This is a genomic window from Pseudomonas sp. X4 (assembly GCF_040784925.1).
In the GTDB taxonomy this organism is placed as follows: Bacteria; Pseudomonadota; Gammaproteobacteria; order Pseudomonadales; family Pseudomonadaceae; genus Aquipseudomonas; species Aquipseudomonas putida_Z.
Map to the genome: position 1 here is coordinate 3276132 of NZ_CP160798.1, position 16109 is coordinate 3292240.

Sequence of the window (16109 nt, forward strand, 5' to 3'; positions counted from 1 at the left end):
TGGACCGATCCAATTCCCCAAGCGTCACCAGTTGACGGGGTCGGTGCCGAGCTTGGAACTGGACGGACTAAGGCGGTAGCCATGGGTTGGGTGACAGCTAAAACTTCGGGGTCCCGCCCCAGGTCAGCCACTGCGTGGACAGGCAGGCGTTCCACGGTAAGCATCGTGCCACTTAAAAGGTTCGCTGCCCGCTTTAGTGAGTTTGTCGAAGTCGGGGGACGTCTCAGGACAATGTAGTTTTCCATCCGCATATCCTTAAGCAAAAATCGAAAGCCGCCAGCCAACGCCCGGGCCTTTTAGCCCGGACGAGAGCAGCTGTCAGAGACGTACAGGCAGGGTGACTTGTGGCTGGATCTCCACAAGAGCGGAATACGCCTCAAGAATGTCAGTGAACAGATCAGGGTGCTTGGGTGCGTGAACAGTCACAATCAGCGCGTACCGAATCTTCTCAGCTTTGTCGGCTGTACCGCCCTTGGCCCTGGCGTTGTAGTGGATGTCGAAAGCTGCATCCTTCAAGCTAGACCCGTACATATTTTTTGAGTCATGGAGGACGGTTTCCCACTTGCCCGCGTCGGAGCGAAGCTCATCTTCGGTAGCGAATTTCTTCTTCTCGAAAAATGACTTCGTCTTGGCGTTCGCTTTGCCTTCTTTGACCCTGTCCTTGTTCGGTCTGAAGGTAACCTCGAGCCCGGCACGGGTGTAGGAGGCAGAGTCCTGAGGGTCCGTAGTCGAAGCGAAAGAAAAGGTAGCCGTTACCTTCACCTTCCCTGTCAGCTGAGCCTCAGGAAGGGGAATGGGGGCGCGGATGTATTTGCCGGGCTTGAGTTCACCTTGGTAAACGATGCGGGCTACACCCGATGGACACGTAATTACCTCAATTAGGTCTTCAGGGACCTTTCCCCAGCCCACATCTACCGATTCATGGCCATTCTGATCTGCTGAGTGGATAAGCAAAGCTTTGATTGCCAGAGGAGAGAGCTCCTGACCAAGGACTGCGCGTATACCCACTGCAGAGCGCAGCATGTTCGGCGCTGCGAAGCTGGTACCCAGCAGCGGAGCTAGTGTCGGCTTTTTGCCCGGACTCAACGCATGGAAGTACTGTTTGCCTCCTCCAAATGCCATTAGGTCAGGTTTGATGACGCCAGGGCTCCGGCCTGGTCCGCGAGCGCTATATGAGGCACGCGCCCAGGCCTCACTCGTGCAGTTAGCTGCGCCAACGGTCACAGCGTTGACACAATCCGATGGAACCTGCACGCGGTCTAACTGAACAATCGAGTCCCTTGCGCCGTTGTTGCCGGCGGCGATCGTCATGAAGGTATTTCCATCACTGAGCAGATTGTCGATCACTGACGTCCATGCATGTACGTCATCATCCTCGATGGCCACATCCGGACCCACGCTGAGGTTGATGAACTCATACTGACGGGATAGCAGTACCTCTTCGATATGACCGAGCGTACGATAGAGCTCAAGAGGGTTTTCCAGGCTTGCACCTTCATCTAGAACACGGAGGTGATCGACAAAGGAGTACGGTCGAGCCGCTTGCCCCTCTGGCTCAATCGGGCCGAACAGAAAAGCCGAAGTAGCGGCCAAGCCGTGCTCTGGCCCTTCAGGGTCATCGCTAGCGTTCTCATCTAGCACCCGATAGCTACGCAGCCATTTTCCTATTGCGTGGTCTGCTGGGAGCCCGGCGTCGAGAATCGCTACCCGCGGATCTGAGGAGAGCGGAGGTTGCGTTGGCAAGGTGCATCCAACGGACGGGCCGCTCCGCTTAGTAGTCGGCAAGAGGCCACGCATTTTGGGGACGGGCCGGATGACGCGAACGAAAACAAACTCCGAAAGCTCGAGCGCGGCTTGTTGCGCCCCTTCTACGGGGACGAACCAGAGATTACCGACCTCAAAGCCAAGCTCGGTATGGACGGTTAGCTCTCGTGCTTTCGCAAAACCTATGAAAGCATTCTGGATGAAGCTGCTGTCCTGATCGGGGAGCATGTGGATGCCGCATTCGAAGTACCTGTCGTGCTCTGTGCCAGGGTTGACTACTCGCTCACTTGGTTCGAATGCAGAGATATTCTCAATGCGCGTCAGTTCAGTCGCTTCGTCCGAGTCAACCTCTACGCTGTTCATCCAATCGCTGAATGCCCTAAACGCTTTTCGTTTGCCTGCGACGAAAATTTCTGTGGTCGGAGTTTCTCTAGGAGCTACCTTGCGAGTCCAGCTCTCCGGAGTAACGCGTACCTTACGGCTCCCAATCGACTCTAGCCCAACTGAACGCAGCATATTGGCAGGGAAGAAAGACTTCGCGATGTAGCTGGGATTCAGTACGAGACGAACCACCCCGAAATCCTGAGGACACGCGGAGGAAGAGAGGCTATCCAGCGCAAAAGATGCGCTATCAGCCTGCTCCGTAAGACGCTCGCGCGCTTGCTCGAAGGTGTAGGCGTCAGCCTTTTCTATCTTCCTACCAACACCTTTGATGCTCTGGGTTAAAAGCTCGCCCCGACCGATCAGAAAATTCGTTTGGCTCATGCAGTAGTACTCTTCCGTGTTGATCGCTTAACAGCGTTTGGTGCTGCATTTCTGTGCTTGCGAATCGTGTCCCGACTCACGCCGGTAATATCGTGAATAGCTCGCTGAGACAGCGAAGTATCGCTGTCCAGCATTACCGCAAACTCGATTTGCTCAGCCCGCTCCAGGTGAGGGGTCCTTTGACGTACGAGCTCCTCGATCAATTTCTCCGAACCGGCGGTGCCCAGTGCGAGCGCTCGACGGAAGCGCTGCATCTCTCTCTCAATATCGCTGAAAGACTGATTCTGCAGTGCGTACGAAAGGACTCCAGTCCATTTCTCGAACGTAGGGAAATCTGGGCCGAGGAATCGCTTGATAGCGATCCCTACTGCTTCTGCGTCAGGTGCCTTGAACTCAACCATGAGGTCAAAGCGTCTCCATAGCGCAGGGTCGATGAGCTCTGGATGGTTGGTCGCAGCCAACAGCAGTCCAGTTGCAGGCCAATCATCTACCTCTTGGAGAATGACGGTGACCAAGCGCTTCAGTTCGCCTACGTCACTGTCGTCACTACGACGTTTAGCTATGGCATCGATCTCATCGAGGAAAAGCACCGACGGCACGCGCTTGGCATAGTCGAGTGCAGCCCTCAGGTTGGCGCCACTTTTGCCTAGCAGGCTACTCATCACAGCCGTCAGGTCTAGCACGAAGAGAGGTACGCCCAACTGCGCAGCGATCCAGCGAGCTGTGATTGTTTTTCCTACTCCAGGAGCGCCTACGAACACTGAGGATTTGGTTGGCTGTAACCCAAGCGCCGTCAGCTTCTTGGTCTGTTTTCTTTCTTTGATCAGTTGAGCGAGAGAGTGCTTGACCATGTCATCCAGCAACGGTGCGGGATAATCTGATCCGTCATCGAAAACCTTCAGAAGAGACAGTCGAGACTCGTTGTCGATCGGTAGGGTGGCCTCTTCAATTTTGGTTGGAGCTTCTCTGCGCATGTAGGGAGCCGCTCCGCCAGGAGCGATGGTCCTCAGGTACTTGTCGAGCTGCTCCGCTAGCTCGGGTTGCGTGCCTCGATATTGCCTAACAAGGCGTGCAACAAAGAGCCGGACGTCCTCTGTCTTCTCACTAAGGGCCAGTCTGGCGACCTGGACTAAATCTGATTTTACTTTGCTGAATTCGTCCATTGTCATGTAAACGCTATGATTCTAAAGGGCTTGAGCACACAGTGCAGTGGACTAGATCATAGCATGATGTTTTCGATTCGTCCGCTCGCAGGTGGGTAGGTTCCGAGCTTAGGAGTGCTGGCCGACCGGCGGTGAGAGAGGGGGCGCTGGTGTGGCCAGACACAGAACGGGATCAGATGCATCTCAATTTAGGTGGCATGCATCAGTGTCAGGAGCATCTGCAAACGGACGCCTCTCTGCCAATAGGAGCCAAGGTGCCGGCCGCTTCCATGGCGCCAACCGATGCTCAGCTCATCGGTCGAAGGGCTGAAGGGCTAATAGTCGTACCCCGACCACTGCAGTGATCCGCAACGCTATCCACGTTTGCCCACAAATCAGTCTTACCCCGCTTTCAGCATTGAAAGCGGTCGTCTAGGAATCCAGCGTTCAGTTAATGAGGCGAGAAGGTGTCACACTACTCGGGATCGTGAAAAGTCAAGGTGGTCTATCCGCTGTTGTTCTTAATAACAGCTTTCAATGGTCGCGTAACGGTATTCGTACGGTGAAAATCGACCTGCCCTACCGAATAGTAACAACGCTGTAAGGCACTCCGTGTACGCTAGAGCTTCCTTCTGAACGAAGCGCTCGTACAGCGCGCGTTGACCTTGAGGCACTTTAGCGCGATTTTCTAGACACTGCCTAACAAGTGGACTAAGCATGTACCCACGAACATCGTACCGGGCGTCAACCGCCTTGAGCACTGTTGCCCAGCATGAATATAAGATTGGTGGCGGATGGCTAGAGGACAGGAATTCTATTTTATCGATCATGCCTACCTCATGCTGAGATGCTGAAGAGGACGAGATCGCTTTGACTTGAAATTATAATAAATCAACCTAATCATCTATAGATACCACCCCGGACTAAATTCTGTAAGTATGTAGTTGCGTACTCGACCGTGCGTTAGTAGACGGACAGAATTTCTGTTCGGAATCCGGCAGAAAGCTCCATTCGGAACATGCTCTCTTCTGACAAAGCCCCCTGAATCACTTCATCTGAAGCCGCAGAGGTCTTGAGCACCTGGATATCAAGCAGGCCATTCATTGGCTGCTCCACAAAATCCTCATGAAGAGTGGAGCCAGCATCATCAAACCGGAGCAGCTGCGCATAATCCAATACAGCCAGGTCGTCCGGTAAGTCTTCAGCCACTCGCTGTGAGAACTGGAGCAAAGAAGGTTCCGCGAGAACGTAGAGCCAGGCCTCGTGGTCCTTGCTTCCTGTTCGCCTCAGCACTCTGCCCAGCACTTGGCGATAATGAAGTTCGGTTCGAATGCGGCTCAGGTAGCAGCACACCTGCAAGCGAGGAATATCTGTACCTTCGCTGATCATACCGACCGCGACAATCCATTTACCTTTCCCGCCTCGAAAGTCATCTATCAGCTGTTGTGCTCCTGGGGTGCGCGTTGTAACCACCAGGCAATCCTCGCCTCGTGATTTAAGTACCCCGGCGACCTGGTTGGCATGCCTAATGTTTGTGGAAACTACCAGGCCACCCGCATCTGGAATCCTGCAACGCACCTCATCCAAGCGGCTACGCCCAAGATCAATGACCTTCTCGACCATGTCGCGATGGGTGAGCAGGTCCTCAAATGTTACAGGGGACTCGTTCAGTAGTTGAGCGATGCTCGGATAAACTGTCACGATCGGTGAGTCGTCAACTAGCTCGGTTAGCTTCACCGCACCATTATCGATGACCACTATTCTTGGGGAACGGCAGACGTTGTCTGCGACGGCCTCCTTCAGACCGTATCGAAAATCACAAACGAGGCGACCTTCAGGGTCGGAATATCGAGCCATAGCAATCGCTCTTTCATCCGAGCGCCAAGGAGTTCCGGAAAGGGCGAGAGTGAAAGCCGCTTGGTCCTGCAACCGTTGTAGGATGATCTGGCCCCACGCATTGCTTAAAAGCGGGTCGTGCCCAGCGCAGTGGTGGATCTCGTCGAATACTGCAAAAACACGATAGTCGTCGAGCAGTTGCCAAAAAGAAGCTGACTGATGACCCATTGCTTGATAGGTATTGGCGACTCCCACTGACCCCAAGCGGCCGTCAAACGGTCGGCCCATTACGTGAGCGAATGTCTGCTCCAATCCTGCAACCACTTGACAAGATGGTGCAAAGCAGAGAACCAGATCAATCGCCCCGGATTGTAATAATCGCTTCGCGACTTCTGCAGCCATCCGGCTTTTGCCCGAGCCAGGTGTAGCTTGGCAAAAGAAATGTGATGAGTGTCTATATCGCTCCAGCGCCGCAGTAACACAAGCGCTCTGCCATACACGCAGATCCTTCATACAGTGACCAGCAGCTTCAACGTATTTTCGATTGCACGAAGGTGTCCCAAAAGCTTCGAGCTGCGATCTCGCGCGTCAATGTAGTCATCTTCAACTCGGACCTTGAGTGCCGGCATTTCAGTAAAAAGCTGCTTATAGCGCTCGGCCTCGCCTAGGGCCGTGAGCATGTCCAGCCGGATTTCCTTCGCTAGTGACTCGAGCCTTTGTGTAGGGCAGTCATTCTGCCGCTGCTGTAACTGCGGTTGGGGGGTTACCACGCTTGGGGTTTCACTCTGGTCATTTGGGAAACGATGGTCCACCAGTAGGAGGGTGATGGCTTCAGGCATGTCCATCACATGAAAAATCTGGTCGCGCTTACGTCTGATCGGATCGTGCTTGACCCATCCCACGCGTTTGAGGCGTTGAACCTGGTCGTAGATGTATCGCCACAGCTCAACGTCGTTAATCGGGACATCCAAGAGGCTGGCATAGCCAAGTCTCATCGAGCGGATCGAAAATTGTTTGAAATCGCCATCCTTGAGCAGCTTGAAGACATGCCTGTCCAGCTTAAATGTTGCAGGTTTCATGCAGGCACCCATACAGCCGAATCGGGCGAAAATGCGGATTATAGTCCGTCGCCTGCTGTCAGGTAAACGACCGATAGTGCCGCCTTGGTCAATCGAGGCGGTTATGCAAGGGCTGGCGAAGGATCTCGGACAGAAAATCCGTGAGAGGAGGTTATTGATAGGGTTGTCGCAGGACGCTCTCGCATTTGCCTGTGCGATAGATCGTAGCTACATGGGTAGGATCGAGAGAGGTGAGGTCAACCTCACCATTGAGAAGCTTTACAAAATAGCCGTTCAACTCAAGTGCCAACCTCATACCCTACTGCCGCGGTTACCCCGCTAAGCGTCTGATTGGCGTGACGACTCAGTTTAGGGTCGCTCAGTTAAACATCCTACACTCACAATGCTGGGACGGCTAAATTGTTGACCCACAACGACAGGGGGCTTCCTCTCAAGCTGTGGATACTCGCCGTCTAAAAGCTTTGGAGGCGAGTAGCACGCCCTGTCGAGTGTCCCAAGGGCCGCTACTCCTATCGCTTCAATTTCGAAAGCGATTGAAATGTACCCAACTGTTCTTTGACTGATTGCAACTCTAAGGTTAGTTCAACCACCCTCCGTTGTGCACTAATCAGCTGTGATTGAGCAATGTCTCGCTGCGCTATAACTTCTTCCAGACGCTTCCTCATATCTGCCCGCAGGCCACGTTGGCGAAGAAGCTCTTTCCTCTTGGAAGGGCGTTCCTGATTGTTAATTTCAACGTAAGCCTGAATCTCTCGGATTAAGGACGGAAACCTGGACTTTCGTAGTGCGCTAGGATCGCAGTCAGCCTCCTTCGCAACATTGTTCTGCGATACAGGGGTACCAGGCTTTAGAGTAGTCGGTTTATTGGCCTTCAGGCGTTCAAAAGCTAGGCGGAAGCGTTGTTCAGCGGTTAGGTATTCAGCTTCTGACGACATTCAAATAATTCTCCAAGCCTGTGCGCTCAGCCAGAAGCGCCTGGTAACGAGGGCTATTGACGGGCGTAATTACCAGTTCTTGATCAATTAACCGCAGTTCTTTTTCGACGTGCGGCGCTTTGTCACGGTCGTAAAGTGCGTCAGCACAAGGTGCGTTGCCGTCGCCGCCAGTGCAACGTGAAATCGATTCGACTCCTCCATAAGGGCAGGTGCCTCGGTGGGTGCAAGCACCAACGCGCATCTCTCGGAAAAATATTTGACCACGACGCCCTGCAGCGGCTAGCGCACTGGCATCCTTGTCGCTGACCAAATTGACCAAGATCGTCTGTTTTCGCTCACATCCGATTGGAGACACAAACCGATCTCCAACAGCATCTAGGATCTTATTTGCCATGGCCTCATACATAGCTCCGACTATCGTGGCCTCAACCTCTTCATTGAGCAGTAGCTTTGTGTAGCCGCGTCCGTAATACAACGGCATGAGTCTTGATGCGTGCTTCATCTGAAATTGCAGGCTGGAGTCAGAAAGCAAGCCGCTGGCGAACATATTCACTGCTCCAGTACGTCGTAACTGGTGCCAGGCTAAAGGCCAGACGCGCCCTACAGAAAAACTCTCGCTGAGGTTAGGTGTCAGCATCTTGGCGATTCGTAAGTCTGCTTCGGTTATGCAAATTAGGTTCTCGTCGAACAGCCGCTCGAAGCGCTTATGAAGTGCGCTATATGAAAGGACGTGTGTTCGTACAGAGTATGGTTTGGATCTGCTGCTGCTGCTAGAAGAACTCCACGGTTCGCTTGCTTTACCAAAGAGGTAGGGGTTTTTTATGTCCGCCTCTGTTGGGCATGAGTATGGATCAGCCGCTGCACATCTCATCCTCAGGTGAGCGACTGAGCTCATTGCTTTCACAGCTACTTCAACGCTTGGGGTTGTTGGCCATCTAGCATCGCTATCCGCATCTGTTTTAGTAGTTTCGCCGCAGATTATTGGTATACGACCAAGTTTTTCGTCCAGCTCCCAAATTAAGCAGTCAGCACGTAACGATGACGCTTCGGTAGTTCGCTGAAGGGTGAAATTTGTAATATAGGCAAGTCCAGCATTTTGGACCAGGGACATGTAGGCGGATAAATTTCTAATCTCCATTCCGGTGGATGGGATGGAAACCCATTTTTCAATTAACTCTGCAATTCCGAATCTTTCGGCAGTTAAAGAAAAGGGCCCATGATACACATATCCTGCCTTTGAGCCTCTGCCAGGGCGCTTTGGTGACCAAAACGGCAAGCTATTGCGCTTGCGCACCGTAAAAGCGGCTTCCAGAGAGCCCGAGTTTTTAATATAGGCGTCAACACAAAAGTGAAAACAATCTTCGATTTTTTCCTGGTGAGCAAGATAATCGTCCAGGCATGCTCTCAGCCGCTCAACCTGATAATTCCATATGCGGGGCGGGATATACGCAGTTTGTTCGATCTCGTATATTGGGCTTGCGGCCGCAAGCCGCTTAATCCCTTCAGGGTCTACGATGTAAAAACCCAAGTATTCGCGTGCGTCCCACAGCCGATGGAGTTCTAGTATGGTTATTTTATGCTCGCTTGTTGGAATGATGCCAGGAAACTGCTCAAACACCTTAGGAAAACGCATTAAGTCAGTCGCTACGATGCCATTGTCACTACATAGGGAGATTAAGCGGCGGACTGCCAGGAACACCGCCTTCATTCCATTTGCTGAGTTGCAGGACTTTATACCCCACATGCGCCACGTGGTTATGACACGAAGCAAGTCTGCGTTAGCTACGTCTAGCTTCTTGGCTTTGCGATTTTGGCGGTCGTCGCCAAAATCAAGAATCATCGACTTCCCAGCCCACGGAGATATATCCCAAATTGTATCACCCCAACGCGAAAGAATTTTCCCGTCGCGATCTTCGCTGACAACCCACTCCCGTGGTGGTGGCCAGCTAGGAGGTCGATAAGATCGGCTATTCGAAGTCAGCCAGTCGCAACTGAATCCGAAGATTTCTAGCGAGACTTTCAAAAGGCGTCCTCCATAACCAGAATTCTTCGTTCCCATTCTGGGTGATAAAACCCTTCTTCGACACGAGCTAATACTTCTTCCAGCCAAGCCTTGCGTTCTTTGTTGGATTCGCTGAACCAGCGAAGTTTTTCCGATATCCGGTTAATAACGAGTTGCGCAGGATGAGTTTCTTTTTGGCGCTGCGGAGGTGCCCATCTGGAAACCTCTATAATCTTGAGATGTCGAAAACATGCTAAGGACCAAAGATAGTCCATCGTATCGATGTCGCGGTGATGCTCACACCACATGCAACCTGACGGTCGTATACAATCTGGTGTTGGAGCATCTTTAGGTGCGGACGCGAACGGAACTGATGCACCGTCGCATTGACCGGGCCCAACAGGTGTGGTGCGAATAACTGTCGGATCGTGCTCAGACCAAAACCGAATGATCTCGCCCATTGCTCGTTGCTGACTAGGGCGTTCATAGGTGGTAAGAAGAGTTTCTTTATGGTGTTGCGCCATAGACGCTGTGAGGTCTGCGTCACCAGAACGGCGAAGAAGCCAATTTACGCGAGTATTTCGTAACCTCTGAGGCGGGACGAAGCGGAGCCCTATTTTTTTGCAGGCGGCTCTGAGATAAAATTGTGGGTGTTTTTGGAAGTCTCGGCCGCCACTTCGAATGAAAGGAAAAATGGAGTCTGAGCCAGGAAATAGCAGCCGGCGCCATTCGAGGTACCTTTCGAAATGTGGCTTGTACTCTTTAAATATTTCGAAAAGTACTTCGCCATGTCTGCGTGCCTTTCTATCTCGTACTTGATATCCATTGAGATGGCTAGAGTAAGTAAATTGGCGTAGCTTTAATTTATGCGCCTGGGCGAAATTCATGCCTGTCTGCGCAATGAACATCAACAACTCTGCTTCAATTCTTCGATTGGCTAACGGGTAACGAGTACGAAGAGTACCATCCGCTTCCCAAGCCCGAAAATACCTAAGCGCAATTTCTCGGTCGGAAGTGGGGAGGCTATGCTTATAAGCCTCCAAGTGCAGTTCAGCGAGCGCTGGATTGTTAAAGCCCGACCATTCAATCAATTCTTTGCCGAAGCGTAGGGGTATACGAATGGGAAGAGGAGATTTCAAAACCACCTCAGCCGATAGCCAATCGCAGATGTCCTGAAGAAAATGCCCAAATACAAACGTGTCTTCGAGGTTCTGCTTTTCTGCATTTACACCCTCTGCTGTTTTTCGCTGATTTGGCAGGCGTAGGCGGCTCATTGAAAATAGAGGGATTTCTCGGTCCAAGACAGCGTCAAGTAAATTTCCCGCACCTATGCCTATTGTGTAAGCTGAAACTGGACTCATATCTTTGATTATCTGGTGCCTGTGTACCAGTGAGTCTGTCCAATCCAAATAGGTTTTCTGAATCGACTCAATGTCGAGCGAGTATCCTTTATCTTCAGCCCAAATAAACATATTCCTAATGTGGCGAATTTCGTTCTGGGCAGTATAAACGCTTCCACCCTCTATCAACTTTGCATTGATTGCCTCGTGTATCTTTTCTACGAGAACCAACCGATTGCGGAGAGGTTGTCCGAGTACTCCATCTGCTATCATCTGGTTAACTCGCCAAGTCGTGGCTTTTGCCCCGCCATAATACAGAAGATAGGTAAGGTCCCATGGAGTTTCCCGAGTGCCTATAGTGACGCTGGGGAACGACAAATTTGGTAAGCGAATAGTTTCATGCATTGAAATCGTCCCAGCTTCGGCTTCGGAGACCGGTAAACGCTTCATGAAACGCTTGTGCTACCTCTTGTTTCCCCTTTGTGCTTTCAAGAAATTTTACGTACTTGAAAGTCGTCGATTCGTGTTTGTGAAGCATTGCGTTCTTAACAAACTCAATCGCAGCCGCAGTCGTTGTCACACTGAGGGCCAATTTCATCAGCCATGTTCCGTAGGTAGCTCGCGTTTGGTGGAACTTGAAGCGACCTATGAACTGCAGGTTTGCACGCCGGGCCTTGTATCGCAAGCCCGTCATTAAAGTGCCTATGGTATTATTGCTGTACGGTTTTCCCCGTGAAGTTAGGAAGAGCACCGATTTGTAAGGAGTAGCGGCTTTCGCTTCTCTCTTAAGTCGCGCTGTTGAATATGCGTATCGCTTCAGTTCATCGAGAAGGGGTTTTGGGAAATTAAGATAACCCTCAACATTGAACTTGGTGGAAACCTGGGTCCCAGGGCCAACCCTGACCAAGAAAAGACCATTAATGTAAGGATCGGGTTGGGCCTGCTCCAAGTTTTCAATTCGCAGCGTGGAAATGGTGCGAAGACGTGCTCCGGTAAAGCAGCCGATTGTTAGCATCAGATGGAGCTCTTCGGTCTCCTCATTCGCTGTGAACTTAAGGAGCTCTGTCATATGCGTATCGCTTAGGGGGAGCAGACCATCTTCTAGGCGGTCTCCTGGCGCTCGGCGATTCGGGATAGCGAGATCCGTCGACATGCGGGTGAGCGCACGTCTGAAACCATGCGTGTCGTGGTAACGGATTACAACGGGGCGTTCACGCCACAACGGCGTGTCCGTACTGATAAAATCTTGTTCGGCCGCGAAACGATAAAACTGCACGACCGCATTCATACGTGCTCGCGCAGTGCTTGACGCTAAGATCCCTGTTTCAATTTGGTGGACTAGATGGCCACGGAAGCGAATAACAGCGCGTTCAGACCTGCGAAGCGGAAAGTGCCGCCAATCAAGTTCGTTGTTCTCAAGGAAGCACGCATATGACCGCAAGTGCTTCATTAAGCTTTTCACGGTCTCAATGTCGCGGTTGTGATTGGTAAGCGTATCTAGGGCCCAAAGATTTACTTCGGCCCAGCCTGGTCCGCTCTCCCAAAAGATTTGCGGTAGACGCAGAATTCTTCGCGCGAGCCTATCGTGCTCCCACTCTAGCGCCCCACCTACGTGGGCTTCGCGCCAGGGCTTGAAGTCCACGTGCTCTAGGTATGCCATTGACACCCCCATCTCGCGGTTGAGCAAAGGCGCTTGCAGCCCTAGCCCTGCGTGAGCAAATCACAACCTCATTGTATGTCCATAGGCTGGCACACAAAGGGTGGATGTCAATGGGTTCGTACTAGACGTTAAAGCGGAAGTGCATCACGTCACCGTCCTTGACGATGTAGTCCTTGCCTTCCAAACGCCATTTACCGGCTTCCTTGGCACCGCTCTCACCCTTGAACTGGATGAAGTCGTCATAGGCCACCACTTCAGCGCGGATGAAGCCTTTTTCGAAGTCGGTGTGGATCACGCCAGCGGCTTGTGGTGCAGTGGCACCGACGCGCACGGTCCAGGCACGTACTTCCTGCACGCCGGCAGTGAAGTAGGTCTGCAGGTTCAGCAGCTCGTAACCGGCGCGGATAACGCGGTTCAGGCCAGGTTCTTCCAGGCCCAGGGCCTCGAGGAACATGTCCTTCTCTTCACCGTCTTCCAGCTCGGCGATTTCCGCTTCGATCTTGTTGCACACCGGCACCACTACCGCGCCTTCTTCCTCGGCGATGGCCTTGACCACGTCCAGGTGCGGGTTGTTGTCGAAGCCGTCTTCGGCCACGTTGGCGATGTACATGACCGGCTTGCTGGTCAGCAGGTGGAAGCCGCGGATGACCGCCTTGTCTTCGGCGCTCATGTTCTTCATCAGGCTGCGCGCAGGCTTGCCTTCGGTGAAGTGCGGGATCAGCTGTTCGAGGATGGCCTTCTGCGCCAGGGCTTCCTTGTCGCCGCCCTTGGCGTTGCGGGCAACCTTCTGCAGTTGCTTCTCGCAGCTGTCGAGGTCGGCGAAGATCAGCTCGAGGTCGATGATCTCGATGTCACGCTTGGGGTCGACGCTGTTGGAAACGTGGATCACGTTCTCGTCTTCGAAGCAGCGCACCACGTGGGCAATGGCGTCGGTCTCGCGGATGTTGGCGAGGAACTTGTTGCCCAGGCCTTCGCCTTTCGAGGCACCAGCCACCAGGCCGGCGATGTCGACGAACTCCATGGTGGTCGGCAGGATGCGGTTTGGCTTGACGATCTCAGCCAAGGCATTCAAGCGCGCATCGGGCATCGGCACGATGCCGCTGTTAGGCTCGATGGTGCAGAAGGGGAAGTTCTCCGCCGCGATGCCAGACTTGGTCAGGGCGTTGAACAGGGTGGACTTGCCGACGTTGGGCAGGCCGACGATGCCGCAATTGAAACCCATGGGTATTCCCCTCTCTAAAGGAAATCAGGCCTTCTGGCTGTGCAGCTCGCGCATCGCCTTGGCGAAGTCGCCGGCAAGCACGTCCGGCAGCACGCCGAGGGCAAAATCGATGCTGGCGTCGAGCTTCTCCTGCTCGGCGCGCGGCGCGCGGCCCAGGACGAAGTTGGAGACCAGTTTGGCGTCGCCCGGGTGGCCGATGCCAAGCCGCAGGCGGTGGAAGTCGTTCTGGTTGCCGAGCTGCGCGATGATGTCGCGCAGGCCGTTGTGCCCACCATGGCCACCGCCGCGCTTGAGCTTGGCGACGCCCGGGGGCAGGTCGAGTTCGTCATGCGCCACCAGGATCGCTTCCGGCTTGATGCGGAAGAAATTGGCCAAGGCCGCCACGGACTGGCCGCTACGGTTCATGTAGGTGGTGGGGATGAGCAGACGAACGTCGTTGCCCTGATGGCTGAACTTAGCCGTCAGGCCGAAATATTTGCGGTCAGCGGTCAACGAGACGCGCTGGGCGCTGGCAATGCGTTCAACGAAAAGAGCCCCTGCGTTATGCCGGGTCTGTTCGTATTCGGGGCCGGGGTTACCCAGGCCGACGATCAACTGGATGGCGGTCACGTCAGGGGCTCTTCCTTGGAGTTGGTGGGTTACAGGGCGCGCGGCACTGTAACCCGATCAACGCCGGCGCGCGAGTGGATTACTCGGCAGCGCCTTCTGCTTCTGGAGCAACGCGTGGAGCGTGAACGTTGGCAACAGCTTTGTCATCACCGTGGGCCAGAGCTACGAACTCTACGCCTTTCGGAGCTTTCAGGTCCGACAGGTGGATGATGGTGCCGATTTCAGCGTTGGCCAGGTCGACTTCGATGAACTCAGGCAGGTCTTTGGCTTCGCAGGAAACTTCGATCTCGGCTTCTACGTGGGAGATCTCGCCGCCTTTCTTGACCGGGGCTTCTTCGTTGATGAAGTGAACCGGTACCTTGGCGGTCAGTTTCTGGCCAGCAACGACGCGAACGAAGTCGGCGTGCATGATGAAACCTTTGGCCGGGTGGCGCTGCAGAGCCTTGACCACGACGTTTTGCTTGGCGCCGTCGACGTTCAGTTCCAGAACGTGGCTGAAGGCAGCCTCGTTTTCGAACAGCTTGGTGATTTCCTTGGCCAGGATGGTCAGGGACTGGGCGTCCTGGTTACCACCGTAGACAACGGCTGGGATGTTCGCGGAGTGACGCAGGCGGCGGCTCGCACCTTTCCCCAGGTCAGTACGCGCTTGGGCGTTCAGAGTGAATTCGGTCATTTTGTTTCTCCAAAATAGCCCCCCGAGGGCGTTTGCGACCAGCGCCAACGGGGATGGCAAAAAAGCCCCGCCCCAACAACCAGTGTTGGGGCGGGGCGCTTTTCGTCAGCGTGTGTTCCGCTTAGCGGAACATCGCGCTGATCGATTCTTCGTTGCTGATGCGGCGGACCGCTTCAGCGACAACCGGTGCGATATCCAGCTGGCGGATACGGTCACAGGCTTGAGCAGCGGCGGACAGCGGAACGGTGTTGGTCACCACCAGCTCGTCCAGTACCGACTTCTCGATGTTCTCGATCGCGCGGCCCGACAGGACAGGGTGCGTGCAGTAGGCGTAAACCTTGGCAGCGCCGTGTTCTTTCAGGGCTTTGGCCGCGTGGCACAGGGTGCCGGCGGTGTCGACCATGTCGTCTACCAGGATGCAGGTGCGCCCTTCGACGTCGCCGATGATGTGCATCACCTCGGAGTGGTTAGCCTTCTCGCGGCGTTTGTCGATGATACCCAGGTCGACGCCCAGGGACTTGGCGACGGCACGTGCGCGCACGACACCACCGATGTCCGGGGAGACGATCATCAGGTTCTCGAAACGCTGGTCCTCGATATCGTCGACCAGTACGGGCGAGCCGTAGATGTTGTCGACCGGGATATCGAAGAAACCCTGGATCTGGTCAGCGTGCAGGTCGACGGTGAGTACACGGTCGATACCTACGACAGTGAGCATGTCAGCGACGACTTTGGCGCTGATGGCTACACGTGCCGAACGCGGACGGCGGTCCTGGCGGGCGTATCCGAAGTAAGGAATCACGGCGGTGATTCGGGATGCTGAGGAGCGGCGGAAGGCGTCGGCCATCACTACCAGTTCCATCAGGTTATCGTTGGTCGGGGCACAGGTCGGCTGAATAATGAAGACGTCTTTACCGCGGACATTTTCATTGATCTCAGTGCTGATCTCGCCGTCGGAGAACTTACCGACAGAGACGTCACCGAGAGGGATATGCAGCTGACGTACGACACGCCGAGCCAGATCGGGGTTGGCATTCCCCGTAAAGACCATCATCTTGGACACGCGCAGTACCTGAAGGCTG

The 16109-nt window shown here is 53.9% G+C and carries 12 protein-coding genes; 1 reads left to right on the forward strand and 11 read right to left on the reverse strand.

Annotated features, from left to right (window positions below; all coding sequences use genetic code 11):
• Positions 1-318 precede the first annotated feature (318 nt).
• The 4 genes from ABX298_RS14550 to ABX298_RS14565 all read right to left on the reverse strand — a co-directional run bounded on the left by ABX298_RS14550 (position 319) and on the right by ABX298_RS14565 (position 6586).
• On the reverse strand, positions 319-2529 hold the full coding sequence (locus ABX298_RS14550) for a S8 family peptidase (protein ID WP_367393283.1): 2211 nt from the start codon (positions 2527-2529) through the stop codon (positions 319-321).
• A complete protein-coding gene (locus tag ABX298_RS14555; protein WP_367393284.1) occupies positions 2526-3698 on the reverse strand; it encodes an AAA family ATPase in 1173 nt (390 codons plus the stop codon). The genes ABX298_RS14550 and ABX298_RS14555 overlap by 4 nt, the downstream gene beginning before the upstream one ends.
• A 936-nt stretch (positions 3699-4634) precedes the next feature.
• Positions 4635-6020, reverse strand: a complete 1386-nt coding sequence (locus ABX298_RS14560) for a DEAD/DEAH box helicase (protein ID WP_367393285.1) — start codon at positions 6018-6020, stop codon at positions 4635-4637.
• Complete coding sequence (locus tag ABX298_RS14565) at positions 6017-6586, reverse strand: hypothetical protein (protein ID WP_367393286.1); 570 nt, start codon at positions 6584-6586, stop codon at positions 6017-6019. The genes ABX298_RS14560 and ABX298_RS14565 overlap by 4 nt, the downstream gene beginning before the upstream one ends.
• A gap of 103 nt (positions 6587-6689) precedes the next feature.
• On the opposite strand from ABX298_RS14565, the gene ABX298_RS14570 reads away from it, so the two are divergent.
• Positions 6690-6908 (forward strand): helix-turn-helix domain-containing protein, encoded by a 219-nt coding sequence (locus ABX298_RS14570; RefSeq protein ID WP_367393287.1) that lies wholly within the window; start codon positions 6690-6692, stop codon positions 6906-6908.
• 596 nt (positions 6909-7504) lie between these two features.
• Here the strand turns inward: ABX298_RS14570 and ABX298_RS14575 are convergent.
• The 7 genes from ABX298_RS14575 to ABX298_RS14605 form a co-directional block, all read right to left on the reverse strand.
• Entirely contained in the window at positions 7505-9361 is a 1857-nt protein-coding gene (locus ABX298_RS14575; RefSeq protein ID WP_367393288.1) for a hypothetical protein, read from the reverse strand.
• 179 nt (positions 9362-9540) lie between these two features.
• Positions 9541-11313, reverse strand: coding sequence for a site-specific integrase (locus tag ABX298_RS14580; protein ID WP_367393289.1), 1773 nt, complete (start codon positions 11311-11313; stop codon positions 9541-9543).
• On the reverse strand, positions 11261-12151 hold the full coding sequence (locus tag ABX298_RS14585) for a tyrosine-type recombinase/integrase (protein ID WP_367393290.1): 891 nt from the start codon (positions 12149-12151) through the stop codon (positions 11261-11263). The genes ABX298_RS14580 and ABX298_RS14585 overlap by 53 nt, the downstream gene beginning before the upstream one ends.
• A 493-nt stretch (positions 12152-12644) precedes the next feature.
• On the reverse strand, positions 12645-13745 hold the full coding sequence (gene ychF, locus ABX298_RS14590) for a redox-regulated ATPase YchF (protein WP_013970895.1): 1101 nt from the start codon (positions 13743-13745) through the stop codon (positions 12645-12647).
• 24 nt (positions 13746-13769) lie between these two features.
• Positions 13770-14354, reverse strand: coding sequence for an aminoacyl-tRNA hydrolase (pth, locus tag ABX298_RS14595; protein WP_008099045.1), 585 nt, complete (start codon positions 14352-14354; stop codon positions 13770-13772).
• Positions 14355-14433: 79 nt separating this feature from the next.
• The gene (locus ABX298_RS14600) at positions 14434-15027 is read right to left on the reverse strand and encodes a 50S ribosomal protein L25/general stress protein Ctc (RefSeq protein ID WP_013970896.1); all 594 of its coding nucleotides are present in this window, start codon (positions 15025-15027) and stop codon (positions 14434-14436) included.
• A 121-nt stretch (positions 15028-15148) separates the two neighbouring features.
• The gene (locus tag ABX298_RS14605) at positions 15149-16090 is read right to left on the reverse strand and encodes a ribose-phosphate pyrophosphokinase (RefSeq protein WP_003247410.1); all 942 of its coding nucleotides are present in this window, start codon (positions 16088-16090) and stop codon (positions 15149-15151) included.
• Between the last annotated feature and the right edge of the window lie 19 nt (positions 16091-16109).

Excerpts from the sequence above, each read along its gene's own strand:
- ABX298_RS14550 (WP_367393283.1), bottom strand. The coding sequence starts at position 2,529 with ATGAGCCAAACGAATTTTCTGATCGGTCGGGGCGAGCTTTTAACCCAG.
- ABX298_RS14555 (WP_367393284.1), bottom strand. The coding sequence starts at position 3,698 with ATGACAATGGACGAATTCAGCAAAGTAAAATCAGATTTAGTCCAGGTC.
- ABX298_RS14560 (WP_367393285.1), bottom strand. The coding sequence starts at position 6,020 with ATGAAGGATCTGCGTGTATGGCAGAGCGCTTGTGTTACTGCGGCGCTG.
- ABX298_RS14565 (WP_367393286.1), bottom strand. The coding sequence starts at position 6,586 with ATGAAACCTGCAACATTTAAGCTGGACAGGCATGTCTTCAAGCTGCTC.
- ABX298_RS14570 (WP_367393287.1), top strand. The coding sequence starts at position 6,690 with ATGCAAGGGCTGGCGAAGGATCTCGGACAGAAAATCCGTGAGAGGAGG.
- ABX298_RS14575 (WP_367393288.1), bottom strand. The coding sequence starts at position 9,361 with ATGATTCTTGATTTTGGCGACGACCGCCAAAATCGCAAAGCCAAGAAG.
- ABX298_RS14580 (WP_367393289.1), bottom strand. The coding sequence starts at position 11,313 with ATGAAGCGTTTACCGGTCTCCGAAGCCGAAGCTGGGACGATTTCAATG.
- ABX298_RS14585 (WP_367393290.1), bottom strand. The coding sequence starts at position 12,151 with ATGAATGCGGTCGTGCAGTTTTATCGTTTCGCGGCCGAACAAGATTTT.
- ychF (WP_013970895.1), bottom strand. The coding sequence starts at position 13,745 with ATGGGTTTCAATTGCGGCATCGTCGGCCTGCCCAACGTCGGCAAGTCC.
- ABX298_RS14600 (WP_013970896.1), bottom strand. The coding sequence starts at position 15,027 with ATGACCGAATTCACTCTGAACGCCCAAGCGCGTACTGACCTGGGGAAA.